The sequence below is a fragment of the Arthrobacter sp. Y3222053 genome (assembly GCF_059092805.1).
The window spans coordinates 279,015-302,200 of the sequence record NZ_JBNHIA010000005.1; the positions used below are offsets into that span (position 1 = coordinate 279,015).

The window sequence follows — 23,186 nt, forward strand, 5'->3', positions numbered from 1 at the left end:
AACGTTAGGTAGGGTACTGCTATGCCAATCAGATCGAAGATGCATTCCAACGGCGTCCGTGTGGTCACCATGGACTATCCGCCGGTCAACGCGCTGCCGGTGGCGGGCTGGTTCGGGATCAGCGAGGCGCTGAAGGAGGCGGGCGCCGACGCCGCCACCCGCGTGGTGGTGCTGCGCGCCGAGGGACGCGGCTTCAACGCCGGCGTCGACATCAAGGAAATGCAGGCCACCGAAGGCTTCACCGCCATCCTCGGCGCGAACCGCGGCTGCTACGAGGCGTTCCGCTCCATCTACGAATGCCCGGTGCCGGTGGTCGCCGCCGTGAACGGGTTCTGCCTGGGCGGCGGCGTCGGCCTGGCCGGCAGCGCGGACACGATCATCGCCTCCGAGGACGCCTACTTCGGGGTGCCCGAGGTGGACCGCGGCGCCCTGGGCGCGGCCACGCACCTGTCCCGGCTGGTGCCCGCCCACCTGCTGCGGACGCTCTACTACACCAGCCGCACCATCAGCGCCGCCCGCCTGGCGGAGCTGGGCAGCGTGGCGGAGGTGGTTCCCACCGGCCGGCTCGACGACGCCGCGTTCGCCTTCGCGGACGAGGTCGCCGCCAAGGATCCCCGGGTGATCCGGGCGGCGAAGGAGGCCCTGAACGGCATCGACCCCGTCGACGTCGTGAAGAGCTACCGGTTTGAGCAGGGCTTCACCTTCGAGCTCAACCTGGCCGGCGTCGCCGACGACCTCCGCGACGACTTCGTCGCCACCGGCGCCTCCTCCGCCCCATGAGCGGAAAAGTCACCGCCCTGGATGCGGTGGCCGCCCGGTTCCGCGACGGGATGACCATCGGCATCGGTGGCTGGGGATCGCGCCGCAAACCCATGGCACTGGTGCGCGCGCTCGTGCGCTCCGGCGTCCGGGACCTGACCGTGGTGAGCTTCGGCGGGCCCGACGTCGGCGTCCTCTGCGCCACCGGCCAGGTGCGGCGGGTGGTGTTCGGGTTCGTGACGCTGGACAGCATCGCCGTGGAACCGCACTTCGCCGCGGCCCGGCAGGCCGGCGCCGTCGAGGCCGTGGAGCTGGACGAGGCGATGCTGGTCGCCGGGCTGCGCGCCGCCGGGCGGCGGCTGCCCTTTGAGGCCACCCGCTCCGGGGTCGGGGCGGACACGCTCGCAGCCAACCCCTGGATCCGCACCGTGGCCTCCCCCTACGCCGACGGCGAGGTGCTGGTGGCCATGCCCGCCGTGCCCCTCGACGTCGCCCTGCTGCACCTGAACCGCGCCGACGTGCTGGGCAACGCCCAGTGCCTGGGCCCGGACCCGTACTTCGACGACCTCTTCGCGCGGGCGGCGGAGCACACCATCGTCAGCGCGGAGGCGGTGGTGCCCACCGAGGAACTCACCCGGAACGAGCACCCCTCCACGTTGCTGCTGAACCGGACCATGGTCGATGCCGTGGTCGAAGCCCCGCTCGGGGCGCACTTCACCTCCTGCCTGCCGGACTACGGGCGGGACGAATCCTTCCAGCGCGAGTATGCGCGCAGCGCCGCCTCGGCCGAGGACTGGCAGCGGTTCCGTGCCCGGTTCCTCGACGTGGACGACGCCGGCTACCTCGCCGCCGTGGGAGCCGGGCGATGAGCGCGCCGTCCCGGGCCGAAGTCGCGGTCACGGCGTGCAGCGACCTGTTCCGCGGCGAGACGGACATCCTGGCGAGCCCCGCCGGGATCGTGCCCACGCTCGGCGCCCGGCTGGCCGCCCTCACGCACGCACCCGGACTGATGCTCAGCGACGGGGAGTCCACGATCTTCGGCGATGTGCCGCCCCTAGGCGGGGCGTCCGCCGTCACCGCGGGCTACCTGCCGTACCGCGAGCTGTTCGAGCTGATCGCCGCCGGCCGGCGCCACGTGGTGATGGGCGCGGCGCAGCTGGACCGCACCGGCAACCAGAACCTGTCGGTGATCGGCAGCCACGACCGGCCGCGCCGCCAGCTGCTGGGCACCCGGGCCGCCGCCACCAACACGGTCAACCACCGGACCAGCTACTGGATCGCCCGGCACAGCCCGCGCGCCCTGGTGGAGCACGTGGACTTCGTGACCGGCGTCGGCACCGACCGCGCCCGCGCAGCCGGCCCCTCCGCCAGCCGGTTCCACGACCTGCACCGGGTGGTCACCAACCTGGGCGTCTTCGATTTCAGCGGCCCCGGCGGCACCCTCGCCGTGGTCTCGGTCCATCCCGGCGTCGACGCCGGCGACATGCAGGCCGCCACCGGGTTTCCGCTGCACTTCGGCGGCCCCGTCCACACCACCCGGCTTCCCGACGACACCGAGCTGCGGCTCATCCGGGACGTCCTGGATCCACAGAAGCGCAGAGAAGACGAGGTACCGGCATGAGCACCACCGCCCGCATTTCCACCCCGCTGACGGAACTGACCGGAGTCGAGCATCCGATCGTCCAGACCGGCATGGGCTGGGTGGCCGGACCCCGGCTGGTCAGCGCCACCGCCGAAGCCGGCGCCCTGGGCATCCTGGCCTCGGCGACCATGACCCTGCCCCAGCTGGAGGCGGCGATCATGGAGGTGAAAAGCCGCACCGACCGGCCCTTCGGGGTGAACCTGCGGGCCGACGCCGCCGACGCCGGCGCCCGGGTGGACCTGCTGGTGAAGTACGGGGTCAAGGTGGCCTCCTTCGCCCTGGCGCCGCGGCCGGAGCTCATCGCCCGGCTCAAGGAGCACGGCGCCGTGGTGATCCCCTCCATCGGCTCCGTCCGGCACGCGCAGAAGGTCGCCTCCTGGGGCGCCGACGCCGTCATGATCCAGGGCGGCGAGGGCGGCGGGCACACCGGTGCCACCCCGACGTCGATCCTGCTGCCGAGCGTGGTCTCCGCCGTGGACCTTCCGGTCATCGCGGCCGGCGGCTTCTACGACGGGCGCGGGCTGGCCGCCGCCCTGGCCTACGGCGCCGTCGGCATCGGCATGGGCACCCGGTTCCTGCTCACCCGGGACAGCGCGGTGCCGGAGGAGATCAAGCAGCGCTACCTCGGCTTCGGGCTGGACGGCACGGTGGTCACCGCCAAGGCCGACGGCATGCCGCACCGGCTGCTGCGCACCGAATTCGTCGAAGCGCTGGAGGAGTCCGGGCGGCTGCGCCGGCTGCTGCCCACCCTGCGCCGGACCCTGCGGTTCAAGGAGATGTCGGGGCAGTCCTGGGCCGGACTGCTCCGGGACGGCGTGGCCATGAAGCGCAGCTCGGGGCGCAGCTGGAACCAGATGATGCTGGCCGCCAACACCCCCATGCTGCTCAAGGCGGGACTGGTCGACGGCGACACCACCGCCGGCATGCTCGCCTCCGGACAGGTGGTCGGCGTGATCGATGACCTGCCCAGCTGCGCCGAGCTCGTGGACCGGATCGTGGCCGAGGCGGCGGAGCGGCTGCAGGCCGCCGCCGGCACGGTGCGGGCCGGCCGGGTGGAAGCCGCCTGACCCCGCCCCCCGCGGAGGACGCAAAGGGGGCCGCCGCAGCCATGTCGCTGCGGCGCCCCCCTTTTCCCTGCGCTGCCGCGCGCTACAGCCGTTCGATGATGGTGACGTTGGCCTGGCCGCCGCCCTCGCACATCACCTGCAGGCCATAGCGGCCGCCGGTCCGTTCCAGCTCGTTGAGCAGCGTGGCCATGATGCGGGTGCCGGTGGCGCCGATCGGATGGCCGAGCGCGATCCCGCCGCCGTTCACGTTGACCTTCTCCAGGTCGACGCCCAGCTCCATGGCCCAGGCCAGGACCACGGAGGCGAACGCCTCGTTGCACTCGAACAGGTCGATGTCGTCCACGCTCATGCCGGCCTTCTCCAGCGCATGCGCCGTCGCCCGGATGGGTCCGGTGAGCATCCAGACCGGGTCGTCGGCGCGCACCGAGAGGTGGTGGATCCGGGCCCGGGGCGTGAGCCCGTGCGCCGCCACGGCGGCCTCGGAGGCGACCAGCAGGGCGCTGGCGGCGTCGGTGATCTGCGAGGCGACGGCGGCGGTGATGCGCCCGCCCTCGGTCAGCGGTTCCAGCGCCGCCATCTTCTCCAGCGAGGTGCCGCGGCGCGGGCCTTCATCCTGGCTCAGCCCGGCCAGCGGCACGATCTCCCGGGCGAAGCGGCCCTCGTCGGTGGCCCGGATGGCGCGCTCATGGCTGCGCAGCGCGAACTCCTCCATCCGTCCCCGGCTGATGTTCCACTTCTCGGCGATCATCTCCGCGGAACGGAACTGCGAGACCTCTTGGTTCCCGTAGCGGCGCACCCATCCCGGGGATTCGGCGAACGGCGTCGTGAAGCCGTACTGCGTGCCCAGGACCATGGCCGCGGAGATGGGAACGGCGGACATGTTCTGCACGCCGCCGGCCACGATCAGGTCCGCGGTGCCGGACATGACGCCCTGCGCCGCGAAGTGCACGGCCTGCTGGCTGGAGCCGCACTGCCGGTCGATCGTGACGCCGGGAACGTGGTCCGGCAGCCCGGCGACCAGCCAGGCGGTGCGGGCGATGTCCCCGGCCTGGGAGCCGATGGTGTCGGTGCAGCCGAAGATCACGTCGTCGACCGCGGCCGGGTCGACGCCGGTGCGCTCCATCAGCGCGGAGATCACGTGGGCGCCGAGGTCGGCGGAATGGATGCCGGCCAGGGAACCGTTGCGGCGCCCGCCGGGGGTGCGGACGGCGTCGACAATGTAGGCGGTGGTCATGGTGCCTCCTTAGGCCTGCTGGCTGCTGACGGACACGACTTCGCCCGTCATGTAGGACGAGTAGCCGCTGGCGAGGAAGACCATCACGTTGGCGATCTCCCACGGCTCGGCGGCGCGGCCGAACGCCTCCCGCGAGGTCAGCTGCTCGAGCAGCTCCTCGGAGGTGACCTTGGCCAGGAACGGATGCATGGCCAGGCTCGGGGACACGGCGTTGACCCGGATGCCGGCGTGGGCCAGGTCCAGGGCGGCCGAGCGGGTCAGGGCCATGACGCCAGCCTTCGCGGCGGCGTAGTGGGCCTGGCCCTCCTGGGCGCGCCAGCCGATCACCGAGGCGTTGTTGATGATCACGCCGCCCTGCACGCCGTTGCGGACCATGCGCCGGCCCGCGGCGCGCACGCTGCGGAAGGTGCCGGTCAGCGTCACGCCGAGGACCTTGTCCCACTGCTCGTCGGTCATCTCCAGGATCGACGCCGTGCCGCCCAGGCCGGCGTTGTTGATCATGACGTCGACGCCGCCGGCATCCTCGGCGAGGTCCAGGAGGGCCTCGACCTGCTCGTCCACGGTGACGTCGCAGACCGCGGCCCGGACCCGGTCGGTCCCGAATTCGGCGCCGAGCTCGGTAACCGCGGCCTCCAGCCGGCCCGCATGCGTGTCGCCGAGGACCACCAGCTGCGCGCCCTCCTCCAGGGCCCGCCGGGCGGCGGCGGCCCCGATGCCGGCCCCGGCGGCGGCGGTGACCACCACGCGCCGGCCGGCGAGCAGGTTGTGGGCCGGAACGTAGTCCGGAGCGGGCTGGGCGGTGCGGGTGGGAATCATGCGCGGGCCTCCTTGGGCAGGCCGAGCACGCGCTCGGCGATGACGTTTCGCTGGATTTCGTCCGAGCCGCCGTAGAGCGTGTCCGCGCGGCTGAACAGGAAGAGGGACTGCAGGGGGCTCAGCCCGTAGGGCGCCTCGGCGACGGTCAGCCCGGCGCTGCCGGCCACGGCCATGGCCAACTCGCCCAGGGACCGGTGCCAGGGCGCCCACAGCAGCTTGGTGATCGAGGCTTCGATGCCCTGCTCGCCGCTGAGCGTGCGCAGTCCGTGCAGCCGCAGCATCTGCAGGCCCATGTGGGCGGAGACGATCCGGTCCCGGATCAGCGGATCCTCGAGCGCGCCGTTATCCCGGGCGAGGTCGACGACGGCGTCGAGCTCGCGCTGGAAGGCGATCTGCTGGGCGAGGGTGGAGACGCCGCGTTCGAAGCCGAGCGTGCCCATGGCCACGGCCCAGCCGGCGCCGGGCTCGCCGACCACCAGGTCGGCGTCGGTGCGCGCGCCGTCGAAGAAGACCTCGTTGAACTCGGAGGTGCCGGTCAGCTGCAGGATCGGGCGGATCTGCACGCCCGGCTGGTCCATCGGCACCAGCAGGTAGGACAGTCCGTGATGCGGGCGGTCGCCGGTGCCGGTCCGGGCGATGACGAAGCACCAGTCGGCGTGGTGGGCCAGGGAGGTCCAGACCTTCTGCCCGTCGATGACCCACTGCCCGTCTTCGGGCCGCGCCTTGGTGGACACCGAGGCCAGGTCGGAGCCGGCACCCGGCTCCGAGTACCCCTGGCACCACAGTTCCTCCACCGCCACGATCTTCGGCAGGAACCGGGCCTGCTGCTCCGGGGTGCCGAACGCGATGAGCGTGGGGCCGAGCAGTTCCTCGCCCAGGTGGTTGACCCGTGCCGGGGCGTCGGCCCGGGCGTACTCCTCATGGAAGATCACCTGCTGCAGCAGGCTCAGGCCGCGGCCGCCGTGCTCCTTGGGCCAGCCGACGCAGCTCCAGCCGTGCGCGGCGAGGTGCCGGTTCCATTCCAGGCGTTCCTCGAAGGCCTCGTGCTCCCGGCCGGAGCCGCCCAGGCCGCGCAGCTGCGCGAACCTGCCGACGAGGTTCGCTTCCAGCCAGCTGCGTATCTCCCGGCGGAACTCCTCGTCTTCTGCTGAATAGTTCAGGTCCACGGAACACCTTTCCTCGGCCGCCGCCACTGGTCAATAAGTCGAGCGTCGCCTATGCTAGCAAACCAAGCACTTGTTTGGTAAGTGTTGGTTGAAGCATCCCAGAGAGGAACCACGATGCAGAACGACGAAGCCGGCGGGGTGGTGACATACGAGGTGCGCGGCTCCGTCGCCGTCGTCCGCCTCAACCGCCCGCAGTACCGCAACGCGCAGAATTCGAAGGTCACCTACGCCCTGGATGCCGCGTTCACCCGCGCCGTCAACGACGACGCCGTCAAGGTGATCGTGCTCGCGGGCAACGGAAAGCACTTCTCGGCCGGCCACGACATCGGCTCCCCCGAGCGGGACGCCGATCAGAGCTTCGAGCGCCGGGCGGTGATCTGGTGGGACCACGTGGGCACCGAGGGCGTGGACTCCCGGTTCGCCCGCGAATCCGAGGTCTATCTGGGCATGTGCCGGCGCTGGCGGGAGATCCCCAAGCCCACGATCGCCATGGTGCAGGGCGCCTGCATTGCCGGCGGCCTGATGCTGGCCTGGTCCTGCGACTTCATCGTCGCCGCCGACGACGCGTTCTTCTCCGATCCCGTGGTGCGCATGGGCATCCCGGGCGTGGAGTACTTCGCCCACCCGTGGGTGATGAACCCGCGCGCGGCCAAGGAGTTCCTCTTCACCGGCGACCGCTTCACCGCCGGCCGCGCCCGCGAACTGGGCATGGTCAACCATGTGGTCCCGGCCGCCGAGCTGGAGGACACCGTGATGGCGATGGCCGAGCGGATCAGCGCGATGCCCCGGCTGGGGCTGGCCCTGGCCAAGAAGGCCGTAAACCAGGCCGAGGACCTGCAGGGCATGCGCGCCGGCATGGACTCGGTCTTCGGGCTGCACCACGCGGCCCACGCGCACAACGCGGAGGTCGGCGTCGACTCGCTGGCCGGAATGGGAGTAAAGAGCATGCGGAACGCGGCGGTGCAGTCATGAACGGCGACGCGATGAACCTTGACCTGACCGGGGAGCAGCAGGCCTTCGCCGCCGAGGCGCGGGCCTGGCTGGCCGCCCATGTGCCGGCGCAGCCGCTGCCGTCCATGGACACCGCCGAGGGTTTCGCCGCGCACCGCGAGTGGGAGGCCGAGCTGGCCCGCGGCGGCTGGTCGGTGGTGTCCTGGCCCGAGGAGTTCGGCGGCCGGGGCGCGGGCCTGATCGAGTGGGTCCTGTTCGAGGAGGAGTACTACCGCGCCGGGGCGCCCACCCGGGTGGCCCAGAACGGCATCTCGCTGCTGGCGCCCATCCTCTTTGAGCACGGCACCGACGACCAGCGCCGGCGCTACCTGAAGGACATGACCGACGGCTCGCTGATCTGGGCGCAGGCCTGGTCGGAGCCCGGGGCGGGCAGCGACCTGGCCGCCATCCGCAGCACCGCCAAGCGCGACGACGAGCGCGGGGGCTGGCTGCTGAGCGGCCAGAAGACCTGGAGCTCGCGGGCGGTGTGGGCGGACCGCGGGTTCGGCCTGTTCCGCACGGATCCGGAGGCCCAGCGGCACCGCGGGCTGACGTACTTCCTCTTTCCGATGGACGCCCCCGGCCTGAGCATCCGGCCCATCACCCAGCTGGACGGATCCACCGGCTTCGCCGAACTGTTCTTCGACGACGTCTTCGTGCCCGACGCCGACGTCCTGGGCGCCCCGGGGGACGGCTGGCGGGTGGCCATGAGCACGGCCGGCAACGAGCGCGGCCTGTCGCTGCGCTCCCCGGGCCGCTTCTGCGCCGCCGCGGACCGGCTGATCAACCTCTGGGGCACCCTCCCGGACCCGGATCCGGCCGCCCGCAACGCCGTCGTCGACGCCTGGATCAAGGCGGAGGCCTACCGGCTCTACACCTGGGGCACGGTGGGCACCATGCAGGACGGCGGCGACATCGGCGCCGAAGGCAGCGTCAACAAGGTGTTCTGGTCCGAGCTGGACATCGCCCTGCACGAAACGGCGCTGTCCCTGCTCGGCCCGGACGCGGAGCTGCGCGGCGCCCCCGCCGCCGGCGACGGCCGCTGGGCGGAGGACTACCTGTTCGCCGTGGCCGGGCCCATCTACGCCGGCACCAACGAAATCCAGCGCAACATCATCGCAGAACGGCTGCTCGGTCTCCCCCGCGGCGGCGATGCCAGGAGGAAGCCATGAAATTCGTGCTCAGTGAAGAGCAGCATTCGCTGGCCGAGGCCATCGACGAAATCGTCGAGAGCGCGGGCGGCACCAAGATCGCCCGGACCTGGGCCGACGGCGACCCGGCGCTCGGGCGCGCCCTGTGGGCCCAGCTGGCCGAACTCGGCCTGTTCGGGCTCTGCGTCGCCGAGGACGACGGCGGCCTGGGCGGCACCGCGGTGGACCTCGCTGTGGCCTTCGAACGGCTGGGCTACCACGCAGTTCCCGGGCCCTACATCGAATCCGCGGCGCTGCTGCCGGACCTGGTCGACGCCGACGTGCGCGCCGGCCTGCTCGACGGCTCCATCATCGCCACGGCCGCCGTCCCCGGCGCCGCGCCCTACGCCCTCGACGCGGCCACCGCCGACCGGAGCTTCCTGGTGGACACGGCATCCATCGCGTCCGCCGCGGCCGGTCCCGGCGTCACGTCCCTGGACCGGACCCGTACCCTCAGCCCGCTCACGGCGGCGGGCCCGGCAGCGGACCTCGACCCGGCCGCCCGGGCACGGGCGGTGGACCGGGCCGCGCTGGCCTGCGCCGCCGTCCAGCTCGGCGCCGGCGAGCGCCTGCTGGCCGAGGCCGTGGCCTACGCAAAGATCCGCGAACAGTTCGGCCGGCCGGTGGGCGAGTACCAAGCCCTGAAGCACCAGCTGGCCAATGTCCGGATCGCCCTGACCTTCGCCCGGCCGCTGATCTTCAACGCCGCCCTCGACCTGGGCGGGCCCGACGGCCCCCGCAGCGTCTCGGCGGCCAAGGTCGCCGCCACCGACGCGGCGGACCTCGCCGCCCGGGTCGGCCTGCAGGTCCACGGCGCCATCGGCTACACCGAGGAGCACGACCTGGGCCTGTGGTTCACCCGGGTCCGCGCCCTGGCCGGCGCCTGGGGCACCCCGCGGCAGCACCGGGACCGGCTGGCCTCCCTCCTCCTTCCTTCCACCCGCTGAGGACACCATGGACTTCTCCCTGACCGAAGAGCAGAACGAACTCGTCAAGATGCTCCGGGCGGTACTGGACCGCCATGCGACCTCCGCCGCGGTGCGCGACGCCGCTGCCTCCGAGACCGGCTACGACGCTGACCTGTGGCGGGTCCTGGCCGAAGAGATCGGCGCCGCGTCGCTGGCCATCCCGGAGGAGTACGGCGGCGCCGGCTTCACCTGGTTCGAGACCGGGCTGGTCCTGGAGGCCCTGGGCTATTCGCTCGCTCCGACGCCGCTGCTCGCCTCCGCGGTGCTCGGCGCCGCCGCGGTGCTGCACGCCGATGAAGAGGCGGACCGGGAGCGGCTGCTGCCGGGCATCGCCGAAGGCTCCACCGTGGCCACCCTGGCCTGGGCCGACGAACAGGGCCGCTGGCGCACCGACGGATCCGGCCTGACCGCCGTCGAGGGTTCCGGGTGGACCCTGGACGGCACCGCCACCCTGGTGCTCGACGGCGCCGGAGCGGACATCATCCTGGCGGTCGCCTCGACGCCGGCCGGCGTCGGCCTGTTCGAGGTGCTCGACACCGGGGCCGTGGAGCCGGCGGAGACCCCGGCGATGGATACGACGCTGCGGGTGGCCACGCTGACGTTCCGCAAGGTCGCCGCCCGCCCGCTGGTGCTGGACGCCGGCGCCGCGCTGGAGGAGATCCGGGACATCGCGCTGGTGGCCGCGAGCTGCCTGCAGGTGGGCACCGCCCAGCGCGGGCTGGACATGACGGTGGAATACGCCGGGCAGCGGGTGCAGTTCGGCCGCCGGATCGGCTCCTTCCAGGCCCTGAAGCACCGGATGGCCGACATGCTCGTGCAGGTGGAGACGGCCCGTACGGCGGCCTGGGCCGCCGCCTGGTCCGCCGGCACCGGCGCGGCCGACCTGCCGGAGCGGGCGGCGATGGCCAAGGCCTGGTGCTCGGACGCGCTGGAGAAGGTGGCCTCGGAGACCGTGCAGCTGCACGGCGGCATTGCCATCACCTGGGAGCACGACGCGCAGCTGGTGTTCAAGCGCGCCCACGCCACGGGAGAGCTGTTCGGGCCCGCGCGGGAGCACCGCCGTCGGCTCCAGTCCATGCTGGGTCTGGTGCCGGCCTAGACGCAGCTGGGCCCGGCGCCGCCCGCACCAGGCGACGCCGGGCTTCCGGCTACAGGGCACCTGACGGTCAAGGGCTCCTGATCAGCGTCGAGAACAGCGTCATGAACAGCGCCGGGAGGTCACTCTCCGACGGCCGTCCAGCCGCCGTCGACGGCCAGGCACTGCCCGGTGACGAAGGTGGCGTCGAGCAGCAGGAAGAGGATGGCCGTGGCGATCTCCTCCGGCTGGGCAAACCGGCCCATCGGAGTGCGCTTTTCCACTGCGGCGGTGTCGTAGCTGCCGCTGTCGATCACCGCCTGGACCATGGGCGTGAGCGTGTTGCCCGGAGCGACCGCGTTGACCCGGACCCCCAGGGAAGCCCACTCAACCGCCAGGTTCTGGGTCAGCTGCCGCACGGCGGCCTTGGCGACGCCGTAGTCCGCCTGCTTTTCCCAGCCGCCGAAGGCCGTTGCCGAGGAGACCGTGACGATCGAGGCCGGCCGGCCCTCCAGCCGCCGGACCACTTCACGGCTGACGGCCAGCGCCCCCAGCACGTGGATGTCGAAGACCTTGCGGGCATGCTGCAGGTCGGCTTCCAACGCCGGCACGAACAGGCCGCGGTTGCCGTGGCAGATCACCACGCCCGTCACGGTGCCGTGTTCCGCCTCCGCCTGCGCCACCGCGTCCCGGACCGCGTCCTCATCCGAGGCGTCCACCTTGATGAAACCGACGCCTGCGGGCATGGTCCCGGCCAGCGGGGGCTGCAGGTCGAAGATCGTCACCTGTTCCCCGCGGGCCAGCAGCGCCTCGACGACGGCGGCTCCGATGCCGCTGGCTCCACCGGTGACGACTGTGTGTGCTTGGCTCAATGTCTGGCTCCTTTGCCTTGTCCCTCCGGACCCCGTCCGACCCGGAAACAGTGGGATTTCGGCCCATGCTAGCCTAGCGCCCTAACAAGCGCTAGGTTTAGTAGTAGTACTGCCGGGAGACACGCAAAGGAGCACTGCATGCCCAACAAGAAGATCGGGCTCTCGGACGCCATAGCGTCCATCGAGTCCGGAATGACCATCGGCATCGGAGGGTGGGGATCCCGGCGCAAGCCGATGGCCGCCGTCCGCGAACTGCTGCGCAGCGACGTCAAGGACCTGACCGTCGTCGCCTTCGGCGGGCCCGACGTCGGCCTGCTCGTCGCCGCGGGCAAGGTGCGCAAGCTGATCTACGGGTTCGTCTCGCTGGACAGCATTCCGCTGGATCCGCTGTTCACGGCCGCCCGCGAGCGCGGCGAACTCGAAATCAACGAATACGACGAGGGCATGTTCGTCACCGGGCTGCGCGCTGCGGCGTCGCGCCTGTCCTTCCTGCCCACCGTCGCCGGCCTCGGTTCGGACGTGCTGGCGGCGAACCCGCACCTGAAGACCATCGCCTCGCCCTACTCCGACGACGAGTACGTGGCCGTGCCCGCGATTCCGCTGGACGTGGCCTTCATCCACGCCAACCGCGCGGACAGCGGCGGCAACGCCCAGTTCCTGGGCCCGGACCCGTACTTCGATGACCTGTTCGCGATGGCCGCCAAGCGCACCTTCGTCAGCACGGAGCGGATCGTGGAGACCCGGGACCTGCTCAACCAGGGCTCGTTCCACACGCTGATGCTCAGCCGCATGTACGTCACCGGCGTCATCGAGACCCCGCGGGGCGCGCACTTCACCACGTGTGAGCCGGATTACGGGCGGGACGAGCGCTTCCAGAAGCACTACGCCGCGTCCGCGAAGGACCCGGACACCTGGCGCGCCTTTGCCTCCGAGTTCCTCGACGGGGACGAGGCCGGCTATCTCGAGGCCGTGGACCGCTTCCACGCCGCCCAGGAGGTGAAGTGATGGCTGCCGACGTCACCCTGGCCGAAATCTGCGTTGCCGCCTGCTCGGACACCTACCGTGAGTCGGGCGAAATCCTGGCCCACGCCGTCGGGATCATTCCCACCCTCGGCGCCCGGCTGGCCAAGCTCACGCACGCCCCGGACCTGGTCCTCAGCGACGGCGAGGCGTTCATGATGAGCGAGCCGCCGCCCCTGGGCAAAACCGCGGCCGCCGGCGGGGTCATCGAGGGCTGGGCGCCGTTCCGCCGCATTTTCGACATCGTGGCCTCCGGCCGCCGGCAGAGCATGATGGGCGCCAGCCAGATCGACCGCTTCGGCAACCAGAACATCTCCCTCATCGGAGACTGGAACAAGCCCACCCGCCAGCTCATCGGCGTCCGCGGGGCGCCGGGGAACACCGCCAACCACCGGGTGGACTACTGGGTGGCCCGGCACAGCCCCCGGCTCTTCGTCGAGGCCGTGGACATGGTCTCCGGCGTCGGCAACGACCGGGCCCGCGCCGCAGGGCCCGCGCTGCGCCACCACCATCTGGGCGTGATCGTCACCAACCTGGCCGTGCTCGGCTACGACGACGACGGCGCCGTCACGGTGCTCTCCATCCACCCGGGCGTGGACCCGGCGGCGGTGGCCGAGAACACCGGCTTCGCCCTCGACGTCGACGGCGCCCCGGCCACCCGCGTCCCCACGGAGGAGGAACTGCGCCTCATCCGCGAGGAGCTGGATCCGCGCGGGGCCAGGACCCGCGAAGTGCGGGACTGACCGGCACCCGCCGATCAATCCTGCAGGAGACCGGAATGGATCAGTTCGAGGAAGTGGCGGCCGGCGCTTTCAGCCGAGTGCCGGCCGCCCGGGCGGAACCAGCGCACCGAGGACCACATGCCGTCGCGGATGAAGCGGTAGGTCATCGCGGAGTCCAGGTCCGCGCGGAACACGCCCTCGCGCTGGCCGTCCTGGATCACGTTCTGCCAGATCGCCTCGATCTTCGCGCCCTCCTGGGCGACGAATTCGAAGCCGGGCAGCTTGGCGAGGAACGCCGCCTCGTTCTGGTAGATGCCGACGGCGTCAGGCTGCTGCTCGATGGTCCGGAACGCGGTGCGGACCAGCTCGTCGAACATGTGCAGCGCTCCGCCGCCCTTCTCGGCGATCTCCTCGCAGCGCTCGCGCAGGCCGACCATGAAGGTCCGCAGGACCTCGTCGAGGATCGTCTCCTTGGAGGAGAAGTGGTGGTAGAGGCTGCCCGAGAGGATGCCGGCTTCGTCGGCGATGTCCCGCACCGTGGTCGCCGAGTACCCGCGCGTGGCGATCAGCCGGGCCGCGATGGCCAGCAGCTGCTCGCGGCGCCCGGAGCCCTGCTCGGCGCCTGCGGCGCGATCCGTTTTCCTGCTCGTTGCCATTCGCTCTCCTCCGGTTCCAGTTGCCCAAGCGTATGCTCGATTATCCCGCATCCGCCGCCCCGGCCGCGCCCGCCGCGCCACGGCCCGCCCGCTGTTCCACCTTCCGCCCTGAAAGGATCCACCCCTGATGCACCTCTCGGACGCCCAGACCCTACCCGAGCTGCTGACGCAGATGGCGCGGCTCGGCGACCATCCCGCCGTCGTGGACGGGGACACCGTCGTCTCCTACCGTGACCTGCGCGGGCGGGTGGCCGAGGTGTCGCGCGGCTACCTGGCGCACGGGGTGCGGCGGGGCGACCGGGTGGCCGTGTGGTCGCCGAACCGGCTCGAGTTCATCCTCGCCATGCTCGGCGCGCAGGCGATCGGCGCCGCCGTCGTGCCCCTGAACACCCGCTTCACCGGCCACGAGGCGTCGGTGATCCTGAGCCGATCCCGGGCCTCGGTACTGGTGGTGGCGGGCGGCTTCCTGGGCCGGCGGCCGCTGCAGGCGCTGCGGGCCGCCGCGGCGGATGCCGGTCCGTCGGACGGACCGGTCTCCGGGCTGCCCTCGCTCGGCCTGGTGGTCGACCTGGACAGCGCGGCGGACACCGACGGCGAGCTGTGCTGGGCATCGCTGCTGGCGTCGGGAACGGCGGCCGACGACGCCGCGTACGCCGCCGCCGTCGCCGCGGTCACCCCGGACGACGTCTGCGACATCGTGTACACCTCCGGCACCACCGGCCTGCCCAAGGGCGTGATGAGCGCCCACCGACAGACGCTCGGCGTGGCGCGGGCCTGGTCCGCCGGCGCGGATCTGGCCCCCGAGGACCGGTACGCGGTGGTGAACCCGTTCTTCCACGGGTTCGGCTATAAGGCCGGCATGATCGCCTGCCTGGTGGCCGGGGCCACGATCTACCCGGTGGAGACCTTCGACGCGACCGAGCTGCTGGAACTGATCCAGTCGGCCCGGATCACGGTGCTGCCCGGGGTGCCGACGATCTTCACGTCGCTGCTGAACCATCCCCAGCTGGCCGACTATGACACCTCGTCGCTGCGCTTTGCCATTGCCGGTGCCGCGACCGCCCCGGAGACGCTCTTCCTGGACATGGTCCAGGTGCTGGGCTTCCGCAGGGTGGCGCAGGCCTACGGGCTGACCGAGTGCGTGGTGGCCACGCTGTCCCGCCCGGGCGAGGAGCTGGAACACGCCAAGCAGACCACCGGCCCCGCGGTGGACGGCATCGAAATCCGCGTCGTGGACGCCAACGGCACGGACCGGCCCGTCGGCGAGGACGGCGAGGTCCTGCTGCGCGGCGACAACGTCATGCTCGGCTACTTCGAGGACCCGGAGGCCACCGCCGCCGCCATCGACGCCGACGGCTGGTTCCACACCGGAGACATCGGCCGGCTGGACGAGCACGGCTGCTTGAAGATCACCGACCGGCTCAAGGACATGTTCATCGTGGGCGGCTTCAACGTGTATCCCGCCGAGATCGAAAACGTGCTGCGCCAGCACCCGGCGGTGAACGAGTCCGCCGTCGTCGGCGTGCCGGACGAGCGGATGGGCTCGGTGGGCCGGGCCTATGTGGCGCTGCTGCACGACGCCGATCCGGTGCCGACGGCGGAGGATCTGCGGGACTTCTGCCGGGCACGGCTGGCGAACTACAAGCTGCCGCGGGAGTTCGTGATCGTGGAGGACTTCCCGCGCAACGGCACCGGCAAGGTGCTCAAGACCGAGCTGCGCCGGGTAGAACCGGCCTAGGCAGGCGGGCCGTCCCGCCGCTCGGCCGGCGGCCTGCGGCCGAGGCCGGCAAGCTGAAGGGGCGGAGGAAGCATCAGCTCCCTCCAGCCCCTTCTGCTGTGTCTCTTCTGTGTCCTGCCTTCAGTGTTCCGCTTCTGCGTCCCGCGGCTGGCAGGACCGGGTCAGCTCAGCCGTTCGAGGATCATGGCCATGCCCTGGCCGCCGGCCACGCACATGGTCTCGACGGCGAACTGCTCGTCACGCTCCTGCAGGGCATGGATCGCGGTGGTGGCCATCCGCGCGCCGGTCATGCCGAAGGGGTGGCCCAGGGCGATGGCGCCGCCGTTGACGTTGACCTTCTCCGGGTCCATGCCGATGTCCTCGATGGAGGGCAGGACCTGGGCGGCGAAGGCCTCGTTGAGCTCCATGATGTCCATGTCGGAGATGGACATCTTCGCGTTGGCCAGCGCGTTGCGGACGGCGCCGACCGGGCCGAGGCCCATCAGCTCCGGCGTCATGGCGGAGACGCCGGTGGCCACGATGCGTGCCAGCGGCGTCAGTCCGAGCTCGGCGGCGCGGGTGTCGCTCATGATCACCAGGGCGGCCGCGCCGTCGTTCAGCGGGCAGCAGTTGGCGGCGGTGACGGTGCCGTGTTCACGGAAGACCGGCTGCAGCGTCGAGAGCTTCTCCAGCGTGACGCCGGCGCGCGGGCCGTCGTCCGCGGACACCACGGTTCCGTCCGGCAGCACGACGGGCGTGATGTCGGTGGTCCAGAAGCCGCGGGCCGCAGCGGCCTCGGCACGGTTCTGGCTCAGCACCGCCCACTCGTCCTGCGCGGCGCGGGAGACGCCGCGAACCTGCGCGACGTTCTCGGCGGTGTCACCCATGGCGATGTAGATGTCGGGCAGCTCCCCGTTGTCCCGGGGGTCGCTCCAGCGCGCATCCGGGTCCTTGGCCAGCTGCTTCGTGCGCTCCATGGGCGCGAACCAGGCGGGGTTCTTGGTGTCCGGCAGGCCGTCGGACTTGCCCAGACCGAAGCGGGAGACGGTTTCGACGCCGGCGGAGATGAAGACGTCGCCCTCGCCGGCCTTGATGGCGTGCAGCGCCATCCGGGCGGTCTGCAGCGAGGAGGAGCAGTAGCGGTGCACGGTGGTGCCGGGCACGGTGTCCAGGCCCAGCTGCATGGCTACGATCCGGGCAATGTTGTAGCCCTGTTCGCCGGCCGGCTGCGCGCAGCCCATCATCAGGTCCTCGACGGAGTGCGGGTCCAGGGCGGGCACCGCATCCAGGGCCGCGCGGACCATCTGGGCGGCGAGGTCGTCAGCGCGCATTTCGCGCAGCGACCCCTTGTGGGCGCGTCCGATGGGTGAACGGACTGCGGAAACGATAACCGCCTCGGTCATGACTGTGCTCCTTTGGCTGTGGATGGTCGCAGGGTCTGTGCGTTGGGAGTGTGCGTGAGGAAGGCCGGCCATTCCCCGCCGCCGTCGACGTCGAGGACGGCCCCGGTGATGTGGCTTGCCAGGTCCGAGGCGAGCATCACGCAGGCCGAGCCGATCTCGGCCGGGGCGGCCAGCCGGCCGCGGGGAATGGTGGCCGCGACCCGGGCGTAGCTGTCCGCATCGCCGTAGTGGTCCGCGGCGCCGTCGGTGGCGACGAGACCGCAGCTGACGGCGTTCACCCGGATGTGCGGCGCCCACTCCACTGCCAGGCTGCCTGTCAGCGATTCCAGCGCCGCCTTGGCCGCTCCGTAGACGGCGGTGCCCGGGCTGGGCCGGCGGGCGCTGATCGAGGTGATGTTGATGATCGAGCCGCCCCGCTCCTGGGCCATCATGACCGGATGCACGGCCCGGGCGACGTGGGCGGCGGAGAGGAAGTTCAGTTCCGTCACGGCGCGCTGGTACCGGGCCGAGCCCTCCTCGAAGGGCCCGAACGGGGAGCCGCCGGCGTTGTTGACGACGACGTCGATCCGGCCGCGGCGGGCCGCGACGTCGTCAATCCAGGCGCGTACCTGCTCGTCGTCGCGCACGTCCAGCCGGCTGAATCGGACCGCCGTCTCCTCGGCAGGGGCGGACGCGTCGGCGGCGGAGGGAGCCGGACCGGGTTCGGTGCGGCCGCAGGTCTCCACCGTGGCGCCGGCCGCGAGGAAGGCATCGACGACGCCGGCGCCCACGCCCCGGGCACCGCCGGTGACCAGGACGACGCGCCCTGTGAGGTCAATGGTGATCGACATGAGTTTCCCGTCCCTCATCGCAACAGTATGAAAGCAACCTACCAAACAAATGCTAGGTTGTCTTCTGTGCCGGATACTTCTCGGTGTCCCGCCCACGATGTCCGCGCCGCGCCCGCCGGTGGCGGCGCAAGGTGGAGAGGGCCTGCCCGGTCGGCTAGAAGTCGTGCCCTTCGACGCACCAAACAATTAATTGACCTGGGGCCGGGGCCAGATCCGGCCGCCGCGGCCTCCCTGACGATGAGGGGCAACGAATGGTTTCCCAGCAGTCCGCCGACCCAAGCACCCGGCACCCGCGGCCCGTGCTGCACCGGCACACCCAGCGCCTGAGCTACGCAGACACGGATCCGGCCGGCATCCTCTACTACGCCACCTGGTTTCCACGGATGGAAGCGCTGCAGACCGAGTGGCTGTTCCTCAACGGACTGCGCCAGGACACCCTGCTGGAACGGTTCGGCTGGTGGACCGTCTCACGCGCGACGCATTGCGATTACCTCGCCGCCGCACGGCTGTTCGATGAAATCACCATCGAGCTCAGGGTCGGTGACATCGGCACATCGTCGGTCCGCTTCGACTTCGAAATGTGGCGCCCTGCCGATCGGACCCTCGTCGCGACCGCGTCGAACTGGCTGGTGACGGTCTCACCCGATCAGCGGCCGATCCGCATCCCGGAGATACTGCTCCGCTGCCTGGCCGGCACGGGCGACGACGCCTGAGGACCGGCGGGGCCCGGCAGCCCGCGTGCGGCTAGGACACCCCGCCGGCACGGGCAGCACGGAAGTCCACCGGTTTCTTGTTCAGGAAGCCCTCCCGCGCCAGCGCATACTCGGGACCGGCGAGCAGCTCGGACTGCACATCCAGCTCCCGCTGCGCGGCAGCCCGGAGGGCGGGCGCCTCCGCCTCGCGCAGCAGCCTCTTCGTCTCCCGCACCGCCGTCCGGGGCGCGGAGGCGAGGCGGTCGAGCAGCTGGTCCACCCGTCCCGGCAGGTCGGCGTCGGGCACCACCTCGCCCACCAGCCCCCACTCGGCGGCCAGGGCCGCGGGGATCCGCTCCCCGCCGAAGGCCATCCGGGCGGCCCGGGCCCGGCCGGCGCCGGCGAGCACGCTGTGGGTGGCACCGCCGTCGGGAACCAGCCCGAGCGGCAGGAAGGGCAGCAGGAAGAACGCGGATTCGGCGGCCAGCACCAGGTCGCACGCCAACGCGATGGACGCTCCCACCCCGGCGGCCGGGCCGTTGACCGCTGCCACGACCGGCACCGGCACCTCCGCAATCAGGTTCACCAGCGCACCTGCGGCATCCACGGTCTCAGCGGTCACGTCCGTACCGAGATCCGCCCCGGTGCAGAACGCGCGCCCCGTTCCGGTGAGGACGATGGCGTCCGCGTCACGTGCGGCGGCGACGCCCTCCGCCAGGGCGCGCAGCGCGGCGGTGGACAGCGCGTTGAGCCGGTCCGGCCCGTTGATTCGCAGCCAGGCCACGCCGTTGCGGAACTCGGCCAGGATTTCGGTCTCAGCAGACGCCATGCGCGCCACCTCCAGTTCATCCGGTTACGTTTCGTGCACGCTACCAAACTATTGCTTGGTATTGTCGACGCATGATCGAGAACGCAGCTCCGGAATCCGCGACCGTGCCAGCTCTTTTCACACCGCTGACCATCCGCGGCGTGACGCTTCGGGACCGTGCGGGCGTCTCCCCCATGTGCATGTACTCGGCGGAGGACGGCATGGTGGACGACTTCCACCTGGCTCATCTGGGCCGCTTTGCCCTCGGCGGGGCCGGCCTGGTGATCGTCGAAGCGACGGCCGTCGAGGAGCGTGGACGCATCTCGCATCACGACCTTGGCCTGTGGAAGGACGAACAGCTGCTGGGAATGCGCCGCCTCGCGGCACTCCTCAGCGCCCAGGGCGCAGTGCCGGGCATCCAGCTGGGCCACGCGGGCCGGAAGGCCTCGGTGCGTGAGCCCTGGCGGGCCGGCGCCCCGTTGGACGCCTCCGATGCCGAGGCCGGACGGGCCCCGTGGCCTGTCGTCGGGCCCTCGGCCCTGCCCGCCGGCCCCGGGTGGCCGGTGCCCCATGAACTCACCGCCGACGAGGTCGCAGGAACGGTCACTCAGTGGGTCGCCGCAGCCGAACGCGCCGTCGCCGCCGGATTCCGGTTCATCGAGCTGCACGGGGCGCACGGCTACCTGCTGCATTCCTTCCTGTCGCCGGTCTCCAACACCCGCATCGACACCTACGGCGGCGACGGGGAGCGCCGCATGCGCTATCCGCTTGAGGTCATCGCGGCGGTGCGTGCCGCGCTTCCCGACGACGTCGTCCTCTCCTACCGGCTCTCCGCCGTGGACGGGGTGGCCGAGGGCGGGATGGACTTCGACGACGTCGTCGAGTTTGCCCGCCGCGCCGCCGAAGCAGGCGTGGACGTCATTGACACCTCGTCCGGCGGAATCAGCGCCGACCGGTCCACGGACACCCGCGTGCGCCGGGGGTTTGCGTTCCACGCGGACTTTGCCCGCGAGCTCAAGCGGCGTTCCGGCGCCGTCGTCGCCTGCGTCGGTTTCATCCTGGAGCCGGGGCAGGCCAGCGCTCTCGTGGCGGCCGGCGACGCGGACCTTGTGCTCCTGGGGCGGGAGATGCTGGACAACCCGAATTGGGTCCAGCATGCCCGCCGCGAGCTCGACGCCGACGAGGCCGGACATTGGGACGTGCGCTTCGGCAGCGCCCTGATGCCGCGCCGTCGCACCCTGGCACAGCTCGCCGCGGCCGGTGAAACCCCCATGGCCCGCTTCCAGCCCGTCAGTTCGTAGGCGGGCGGGGAGCCGCTGCGCCGGGGAGATCAGCGGGCAAGCAGATCCCGCGCCGATTCGTCCCCGGTCAGCAGGGCGTTGGTCCGGTTCGCGACGCGCCATCCGTCATCGGTCCGCGTGAGGGTCCAGTGGTTGGCGCTCACCCGTTCGGCGACCCAGATTCCGTCCCGGTGGACCAGCACGACCGAGTGGTTCACCGCGGTGGCCGTGTCGCCGTCGATCCTCACTGTTGGAGCACTGAGGAAATGCGCGCACCCAGCTGCCATGAGTTCCCGATGCGATTCAAGCTCCACCAGGCCGCCGATCTCCGCTCCGCGGAGCGTGGTCGTCTCGCCGGCCATCTCGAAGGAGTAGGAGCCGCCCTCGGCCCAGAGCGCGCCGATCCCGGCCCCGTTCCCCGAGTCGGCCAGGGGGCCGTACCCGGCAATCAGGTCGAGGATGCAGGCGCGGTCTTCGAGCGCCCGCAGGCGCTCCTCCAGGCCGCTCACCAGTCCTGCCAGGGGACGATGGTGCGCAGGGTGGAGGAGAAGAGCACTTCCCCGGGCTCCCCCGGCGCGCCTTCCGCGGCGCCGAGCGCATCTTCGACGGCCTGAATCCGCCGCCCGGCTTCCTGGACCTCCTCGTCCAGATACAGCAGGCGGATCCGCAGGCTGCCTGGCTGCCGGTCTTCGGAGCCTTCAAAGGGCAGCGAGCTGTGCTGCTGGAGGTGGCTGAACGAGAACGTCCAGGCCCCCGCCACTCCCTCCGCAGCCAGAAGGCCGGGGATCAGCTCCCGGTCCTCCCAAGCGAACCGGCTGTGGACCTGCGGGGCGTGCGGCTCCTCGTAGCGGGTCAGCGTGAGGTGAAGGCCGCGGTTGGGCCGGTAGGGAAGAACATCGGGGCTGACCAAGGCCCGGGGGGACGCATATCCCTTTACCGGGCGAAAGAAACCCAGGAGCGGCCGCTGGACACCGGGAATGATCGGACCCCGGCCCAACTGATACGACGCTTCCCCGAGCCGGTCCCACTCCGCGACGCTCTCCTCGACCGGTGAACGGAACCAATACATGGCGACGTAGTCCGTGCCGGCGAAGGGGCCCGCGGCGTGCCCAGTGCGGCCCTCGGGCGTGCGCGTCCGGGCCCAGCGGTCTCCCCAGGCCACCCCTGGGAGTGCCAGGTTCTCGGGGCGGTGGTCCAGCTGGTGCCATCGGTTGTACGCACCATGCTGCGACTCATCCGTCAGTTCAACGAACGAGAAAAAGGCCAATTCAGCGGGCAATGCGGCTCCTCCGGTCAGCGCGTGTCCGAGCACGCTACCAAGTGAAGGAGCTGTCCGTGCGTCGCAGTCCCACCCTGAGGGACCGGGGCCGGAGCTCCAGGAGAGCGCTTAAACATAAACAGGTCGGGCCCCCGCAGCGCTGCGGGGGCCCGACCTGATTCAAAAGATGTCCGGCGGTGACCTACTCTCCCACACCCTCCCGGGTGCAGTACCATCGGCGCTGTGGGTCTTAGCTTCCGGGTTCGGAATGGGACCGGGCGTTTCCCCCACGCTATGACCGCCGTAACCCTATGTCCGTGCTTGCGCCGGAAATCCTGGGTCACAGTCCGCTGGCCCGTGCAGCCTGTTCAACTGACGCGTTCCTGCGGCGTGATGCGTTTCTATCTTACCCCCAGTTGGAGCCGGCTCTGACCACAGGCCTCTGCGACTTGTTGTTAAATGGGTGAGGGCCCCGCGTCGGTGCGGGGCCCTCTTCCTTGTAATGGTTGTCCGGCGGTGACCTACTCTCCCACACCCTCCCGGGTGCAGTACCATCGGCGCTGTGGGTCTTAGCTTCCGGGTTCGGAATGGGACCGGGCGTTTCCCCCACGCTGTGACCGCCGTAACCCTTGCCACCAACCACACGTCCCTGTTCTGTGCGGGACCTGTGGTGGTGAAGTCTGTGTGGTTACACGTGTTCAACCGTGTATTCAATTATTGGTGGTGTTCCCCTGGCCCGCACCTGGTGGTGTGGGTTGTTGGTTGGGAACCACATAGTGGACGCGTAGCAGTCAGTGCTGTTTTTTTCGTGTGTGGTGTAAGTTGTCGGCCTATTAGTACCGGTCAGCTTCACGGGTCTTTAGTCCCCGCTTCCACATCCGGCCTATCAACCCAGTGGTCTGGCTGGGGGCCTCTCACACCGAAGTGTATGGAAATCTCATCTTGAAGCAGGCTTCCCGCTTAGATGCTTTCAGCGGTTATCCCATCCGAACGTAGCTAATCAGCGGTGCACTTGGCAGTA

23 protein-coding genes and 3 rRNA genes are annotated in these 23,186 nt (G+C 70.9%); 13 read left to right on the forward strand and 13 right to left on the reverse strand.

Features of this window, described 5'->3' with window-relative positions; all coding sequences use genetic code 11:
* Positions 1–21: 21 nt before the first annotated feature.
* The 4 genes from AC5RUW_RS14160 to AC5RUW_RS14175 are packed head-to-tail and all read left to right on the forward strand — an operon-like array spanning position 22 to position 3,468.
* Positions 22–780, forward strand: coding sequence for an enoyl-CoA hydratase family protein (locus AC5RUW_RS14160; protein WP_494161272.1), 759 nt, complete (start codon positions 22–24; stop codon positions 778–780).
* Positions 777–1,628: a CoA transferase subunit A gene (locus AC5RUW_RS14165; RefSeq protein WP_494161273.1), complete on the forward strand. Its 852-nt coding sequence runs from the start codon at positions 777–779 to the stop codon at positions 1,626–1,628. Before AC5RUW_RS14160 ends, AC5RUW_RS14165 begins: the two co-directional genes overlap by 4 nt.
* Complete coding sequence (locus AC5RUW_RS14170; protein WP_494161274.1) at positions 1,625–2,380, forward strand: CoA-transferase subunit beta; 756 nt, start codon at positions 1,625–1,627, stop codon at positions 2,378–2,380. Before AC5RUW_RS14165 ends, AC5RUW_RS14170 begins: the two co-directional genes overlap by 4 nt.
* A complete protein-coding gene (locus tag AC5RUW_RS14175; RefSeq protein ID WP_494161275.1) occupies positions 2,377–3,468 on the forward strand; it encodes an NAD(P)H-dependent flavin oxidoreductase in 1,092 nt (363 codons plus the stop codon). The genes AC5RUW_RS14170 and AC5RUW_RS14175 overlap by 4 nt, the downstream gene beginning before the upstream one ends.
* An 82-nt stretch (positions 3,469–3,550) precedes the next feature.
* Here the strand turns inward: AC5RUW_RS14175 and AC5RUW_RS14180 are convergent, their stop codons facing one another.
* From AC5RUW_RS14180 to AC5RUW_RS14190, 3 genes are read right to left on the reverse strand one after another with little or no spacing between them, the layout of a single operon-like run.
* Positions 3,551–4,702 (reverse strand): acetyl-CoA C-acetyltransferase, encoded by a 1,152-nt coding sequence (locus AC5RUW_RS14180; protein ID WP_494161276.1) that lies wholly within the window; start codon positions 4,700–4,702, stop codon positions 3,551–3,553.
* A gap of 9 nt (positions 4,703–4,711) precedes the next feature.
* Positions 4,712–5,518, reverse strand: a complete 807-nt coding sequence (locus AC5RUW_RS14185) for an SDR family oxidoreductase (RefSeq protein WP_494161277.1) — start codon at positions 5,516–5,518, stop codon at positions 4,712–4,714.
* Positions 5,515–6,684: an acyl-CoA dehydrogenase family protein gene (locus AC5RUW_RS14190; RefSeq protein WP_494161278.1), complete on the reverse strand. Its 1,170-nt coding sequence runs from the start codon at positions 6,682–6,684 to the stop codon at positions 5,515–5,517. Before AC5RUW_RS14190 ends, AC5RUW_RS14185 begins: the two co-directional genes overlap by 4 nt.
* A gap of 114 nt (positions 6,685–6,798) precedes the next feature.
* On the opposite strand from AC5RUW_RS14190, the gene AC5RUW_RS14195 reads away from it, so the two are divergent.
* From AC5RUW_RS14195 to AC5RUW_RS14210, 4 genes are read left to right on the forward strand one after another with little or no spacing between them, the layout of a single operon-like run.
* Positions 6,799–7,656 carry an enoyl-CoA hydratase gene (locus AC5RUW_RS14195; RefSeq protein WP_494161279.1) on the forward strand — a complete coding sequence of 286 codons (858 nt, stop codon included), beginning with the start codon at positions 6,799–6,801 and terminating at the stop codon, positions 7,654–7,656.
* Positions 7,653–8,846: an acyl-CoA dehydrogenase family protein gene (locus tag AC5RUW_RS14200; RefSeq protein ID WP_494161280.1), complete on the forward strand. Its 1,194-nt coding sequence runs from the start codon at positions 7,653–7,655 to the stop codon at positions 8,844–8,846. The genes AC5RUW_RS14195 and AC5RUW_RS14200 overlap by 4 nt, the downstream gene beginning before the upstream one ends.
* Positions 8,843–9,811, forward strand: a complete 969-nt coding sequence (locus AC5RUW_RS14205) for an acyl-CoA dehydrogenase family protein (protein WP_494161281.1) — start codon at positions 8,843–8,845, stop codon at positions 9,809–9,811. The genes AC5RUW_RS14200 and AC5RUW_RS14205 overlap by 4 nt, the downstream gene beginning before the upstream one ends.
* A 7-nt stretch (positions 9,812–9,818) precedes the next feature.
* Positions 9,819–10,931, forward strand: coding sequence for an acyl-CoA dehydrogenase family protein (locus AC5RUW_RS14210; protein ID WP_494161282.1), 1,113 nt, complete (start codon positions 9,819–9,821; stop codon positions 10,929–10,931).
* Between the two features lie 119 nt (positions 10,932–11,050).
* Here the strand turns inward: AC5RUW_RS14210 and AC5RUW_RS14215 are convergent, their stop codons facing one another.
* Positions 11,051–11,779 (reverse strand): SDR family NAD(P)-dependent oxidoreductase, encoded by a 729-nt coding sequence (locus AC5RUW_RS14215; protein ID WP_494161283.1) that lies wholly within the window; start codon positions 11,777–11,779, stop codon positions 11,051–11,053.
* Positions 11,780–11,917: 138 nt separating this feature from the next.
* Here AC5RUW_RS14215 and AC5RUW_RS14220 point away from each other — a divergent pair, with 138 nt between their 5' ends.
* Both AC5RUW_RS14220 and AC5RUW_RS14225 read left to right on the forward strand, forming a co-directional pair.
* Positions 11,918–12,784, forward strand: a complete 867-nt coding sequence (locus AC5RUW_RS14220; RefSeq protein WP_494161284.1) for a CoA transferase subunit A — start codon at positions 11,918–11,920, stop codon at positions 12,782–12,784.
* Positions 12,784–13,542 (forward strand): CoA-transferase subunit beta, encoded by a 759-nt coding sequence (locus tag AC5RUW_RS14225; RefSeq protein ID WP_494161285.1) that lies wholly within the window; start codon positions 12,784–12,786, stop codon positions 13,540–13,542. Before AC5RUW_RS14220 ends, AC5RUW_RS14225 begins: the two co-directional genes overlap by 1 nt.
* 14 nt (positions 13,543–13,556) lie before the next feature.
* Here AC5RUW_RS14225 and AC5RUW_RS14230 read toward each other — a convergent pair whose 3' ends face one another.
* Positions 13,557–14,177: a TetR/AcrR family transcriptional regulator gene (locus AC5RUW_RS14230; protein ID WP_494161286.1), complete on the reverse strand. Its 621-nt coding sequence runs from the start codon at positions 14,175–14,177 to the stop codon at positions 13,557–13,559.
* 127 nt (positions 14,178–14,304) lie between these two features.
* On the opposite strand from AC5RUW_RS14230, the gene AC5RUW_RS14235 reads away from it, so the two are divergent.
* Entirely contained in the window at positions 14,305–15,915 is a 1,611-nt protein-coding gene (locus tag AC5RUW_RS14235; RefSeq protein WP_494161287.1) for an AMP-binding protein, read from the forward strand.
* Between the two features lie 161 nt (positions 15,916–16,076).
* Here AC5RUW_RS14235 and AC5RUW_RS14240 read toward each other — a convergent pair whose 3' ends face one another.
* Positions 16,077–17,297 (reverse strand): acetyl-CoA C-acetyltransferase, encoded by a 1,221-nt coding sequence (locus AC5RUW_RS14240; protein ID WP_494161288.1) that lies wholly within the window; start codon positions 17,295–17,297, stop codon positions 16,077–16,079.
* A complete protein-coding gene (locus tag AC5RUW_RS14245) occupies positions 17,294–18,145 on the reverse strand; it encodes an SDR family oxidoreductase (RefSeq protein ID WP_494161289.1) in 852 nt (283 codons plus the stop codon). Before AC5RUW_RS14245 ends, AC5RUW_RS14240 begins: the two co-directional genes overlap by 4 nt.
* A 233-nt stretch (positions 18,146–18,378) precedes the next feature.
* Between AC5RUW_RS14245 and AC5RUW_RS14250 the strand changes: the two genes are divergently transcribed.
* The gene (locus AC5RUW_RS14250; RefSeq protein ID WP_494161290.1) at positions 18,379–18,840 is read left to right on the forward strand and encodes an acyl-CoA thioesterase; all 462 of its coding nucleotides are present in this window, start codon (positions 18,379–18,381) and stop codon (positions 18,838–18,840) included.
* A 31-nt stretch (positions 18,841–18,871) separates the two neighbouring features.
* On the opposite strand, the gene AC5RUW_RS14255 is transcribed toward AC5RUW_RS14250, so the two are convergent.
* The gene (locus AC5RUW_RS14255) at positions 18,872–19,648 is read right to left on the reverse strand and encodes an enoyl-CoA hydratase-related protein (protein ID WP_494161291.1); all 777 of its coding nucleotides are present in this window, start codon (positions 19,646–19,648) and stop codon (positions 18,872–18,874) included.
* A gap of 71 nt (positions 19,649–19,719) precedes the next feature.
* On the opposite strand from AC5RUW_RS14255, the gene AC5RUW_RS14260 reads away from it, so the two are divergent.
* A complete protein-coding gene (locus AC5RUW_RS14260) occupies positions 19,720–20,928 on the forward strand; it encodes an NADH:flavin oxidoreductase/NADH oxidase (protein WP_494161292.1) in 1,209 nt (402 codons plus the stop codon).
* A 29-nt stretch (positions 20,929–20,957) separates the two neighbouring features.
* Here the strand turns inward: AC5RUW_RS14260 and AC5RUW_RS14265 are convergent, their stop codons facing one another.
* From AC5RUW_RS14265 to AC5RUW_RS14285, 5 genes are all read right to left on the reverse strand, one after another.
* Complete coding sequence (locus tag AC5RUW_RS14265) at positions 20,958–21,416, reverse strand: nuclear transport factor 2 family protein (protein ID WP_494161293.1); 459 nt, start codon at positions 21,414–21,416, stop codon at positions 20,958–20,960.
* Positions 21,413–22,186: a hypothetical protein gene (locus AC5RUW_RS14270; RefSeq protein WP_494161294.1), complete on the reverse strand. Its 774-nt coding sequence runs from the start codon at positions 22,184–22,186 to the stop codon at positions 21,413–21,415. Before AC5RUW_RS14270 ends, AC5RUW_RS14265 begins: the two co-directional genes overlap by 4 nt.
* 168 nt (positions 22,187–22,354) lie before the next feature.
* Positions 22,355–22,471 (reverse strand): 5S ribosomal RNA (gene rrf, locus AC5RUW_RS14275).
* Between the two features lie 202 nt (positions 22,472–22,673).
* A 5S ribosomal RNA gene (rrf, locus tag AC5RUW_RS14280) occupies positions 22,674–22,790 on the reverse strand.
* Positions 22,791–22,977: 187 nt separating this feature from the next.
* A 23S ribosomal RNA gene (locus AC5RUW_RS14285) occupies positions 22,978–23,186 on the reverse strand; the annotation flags it as partial.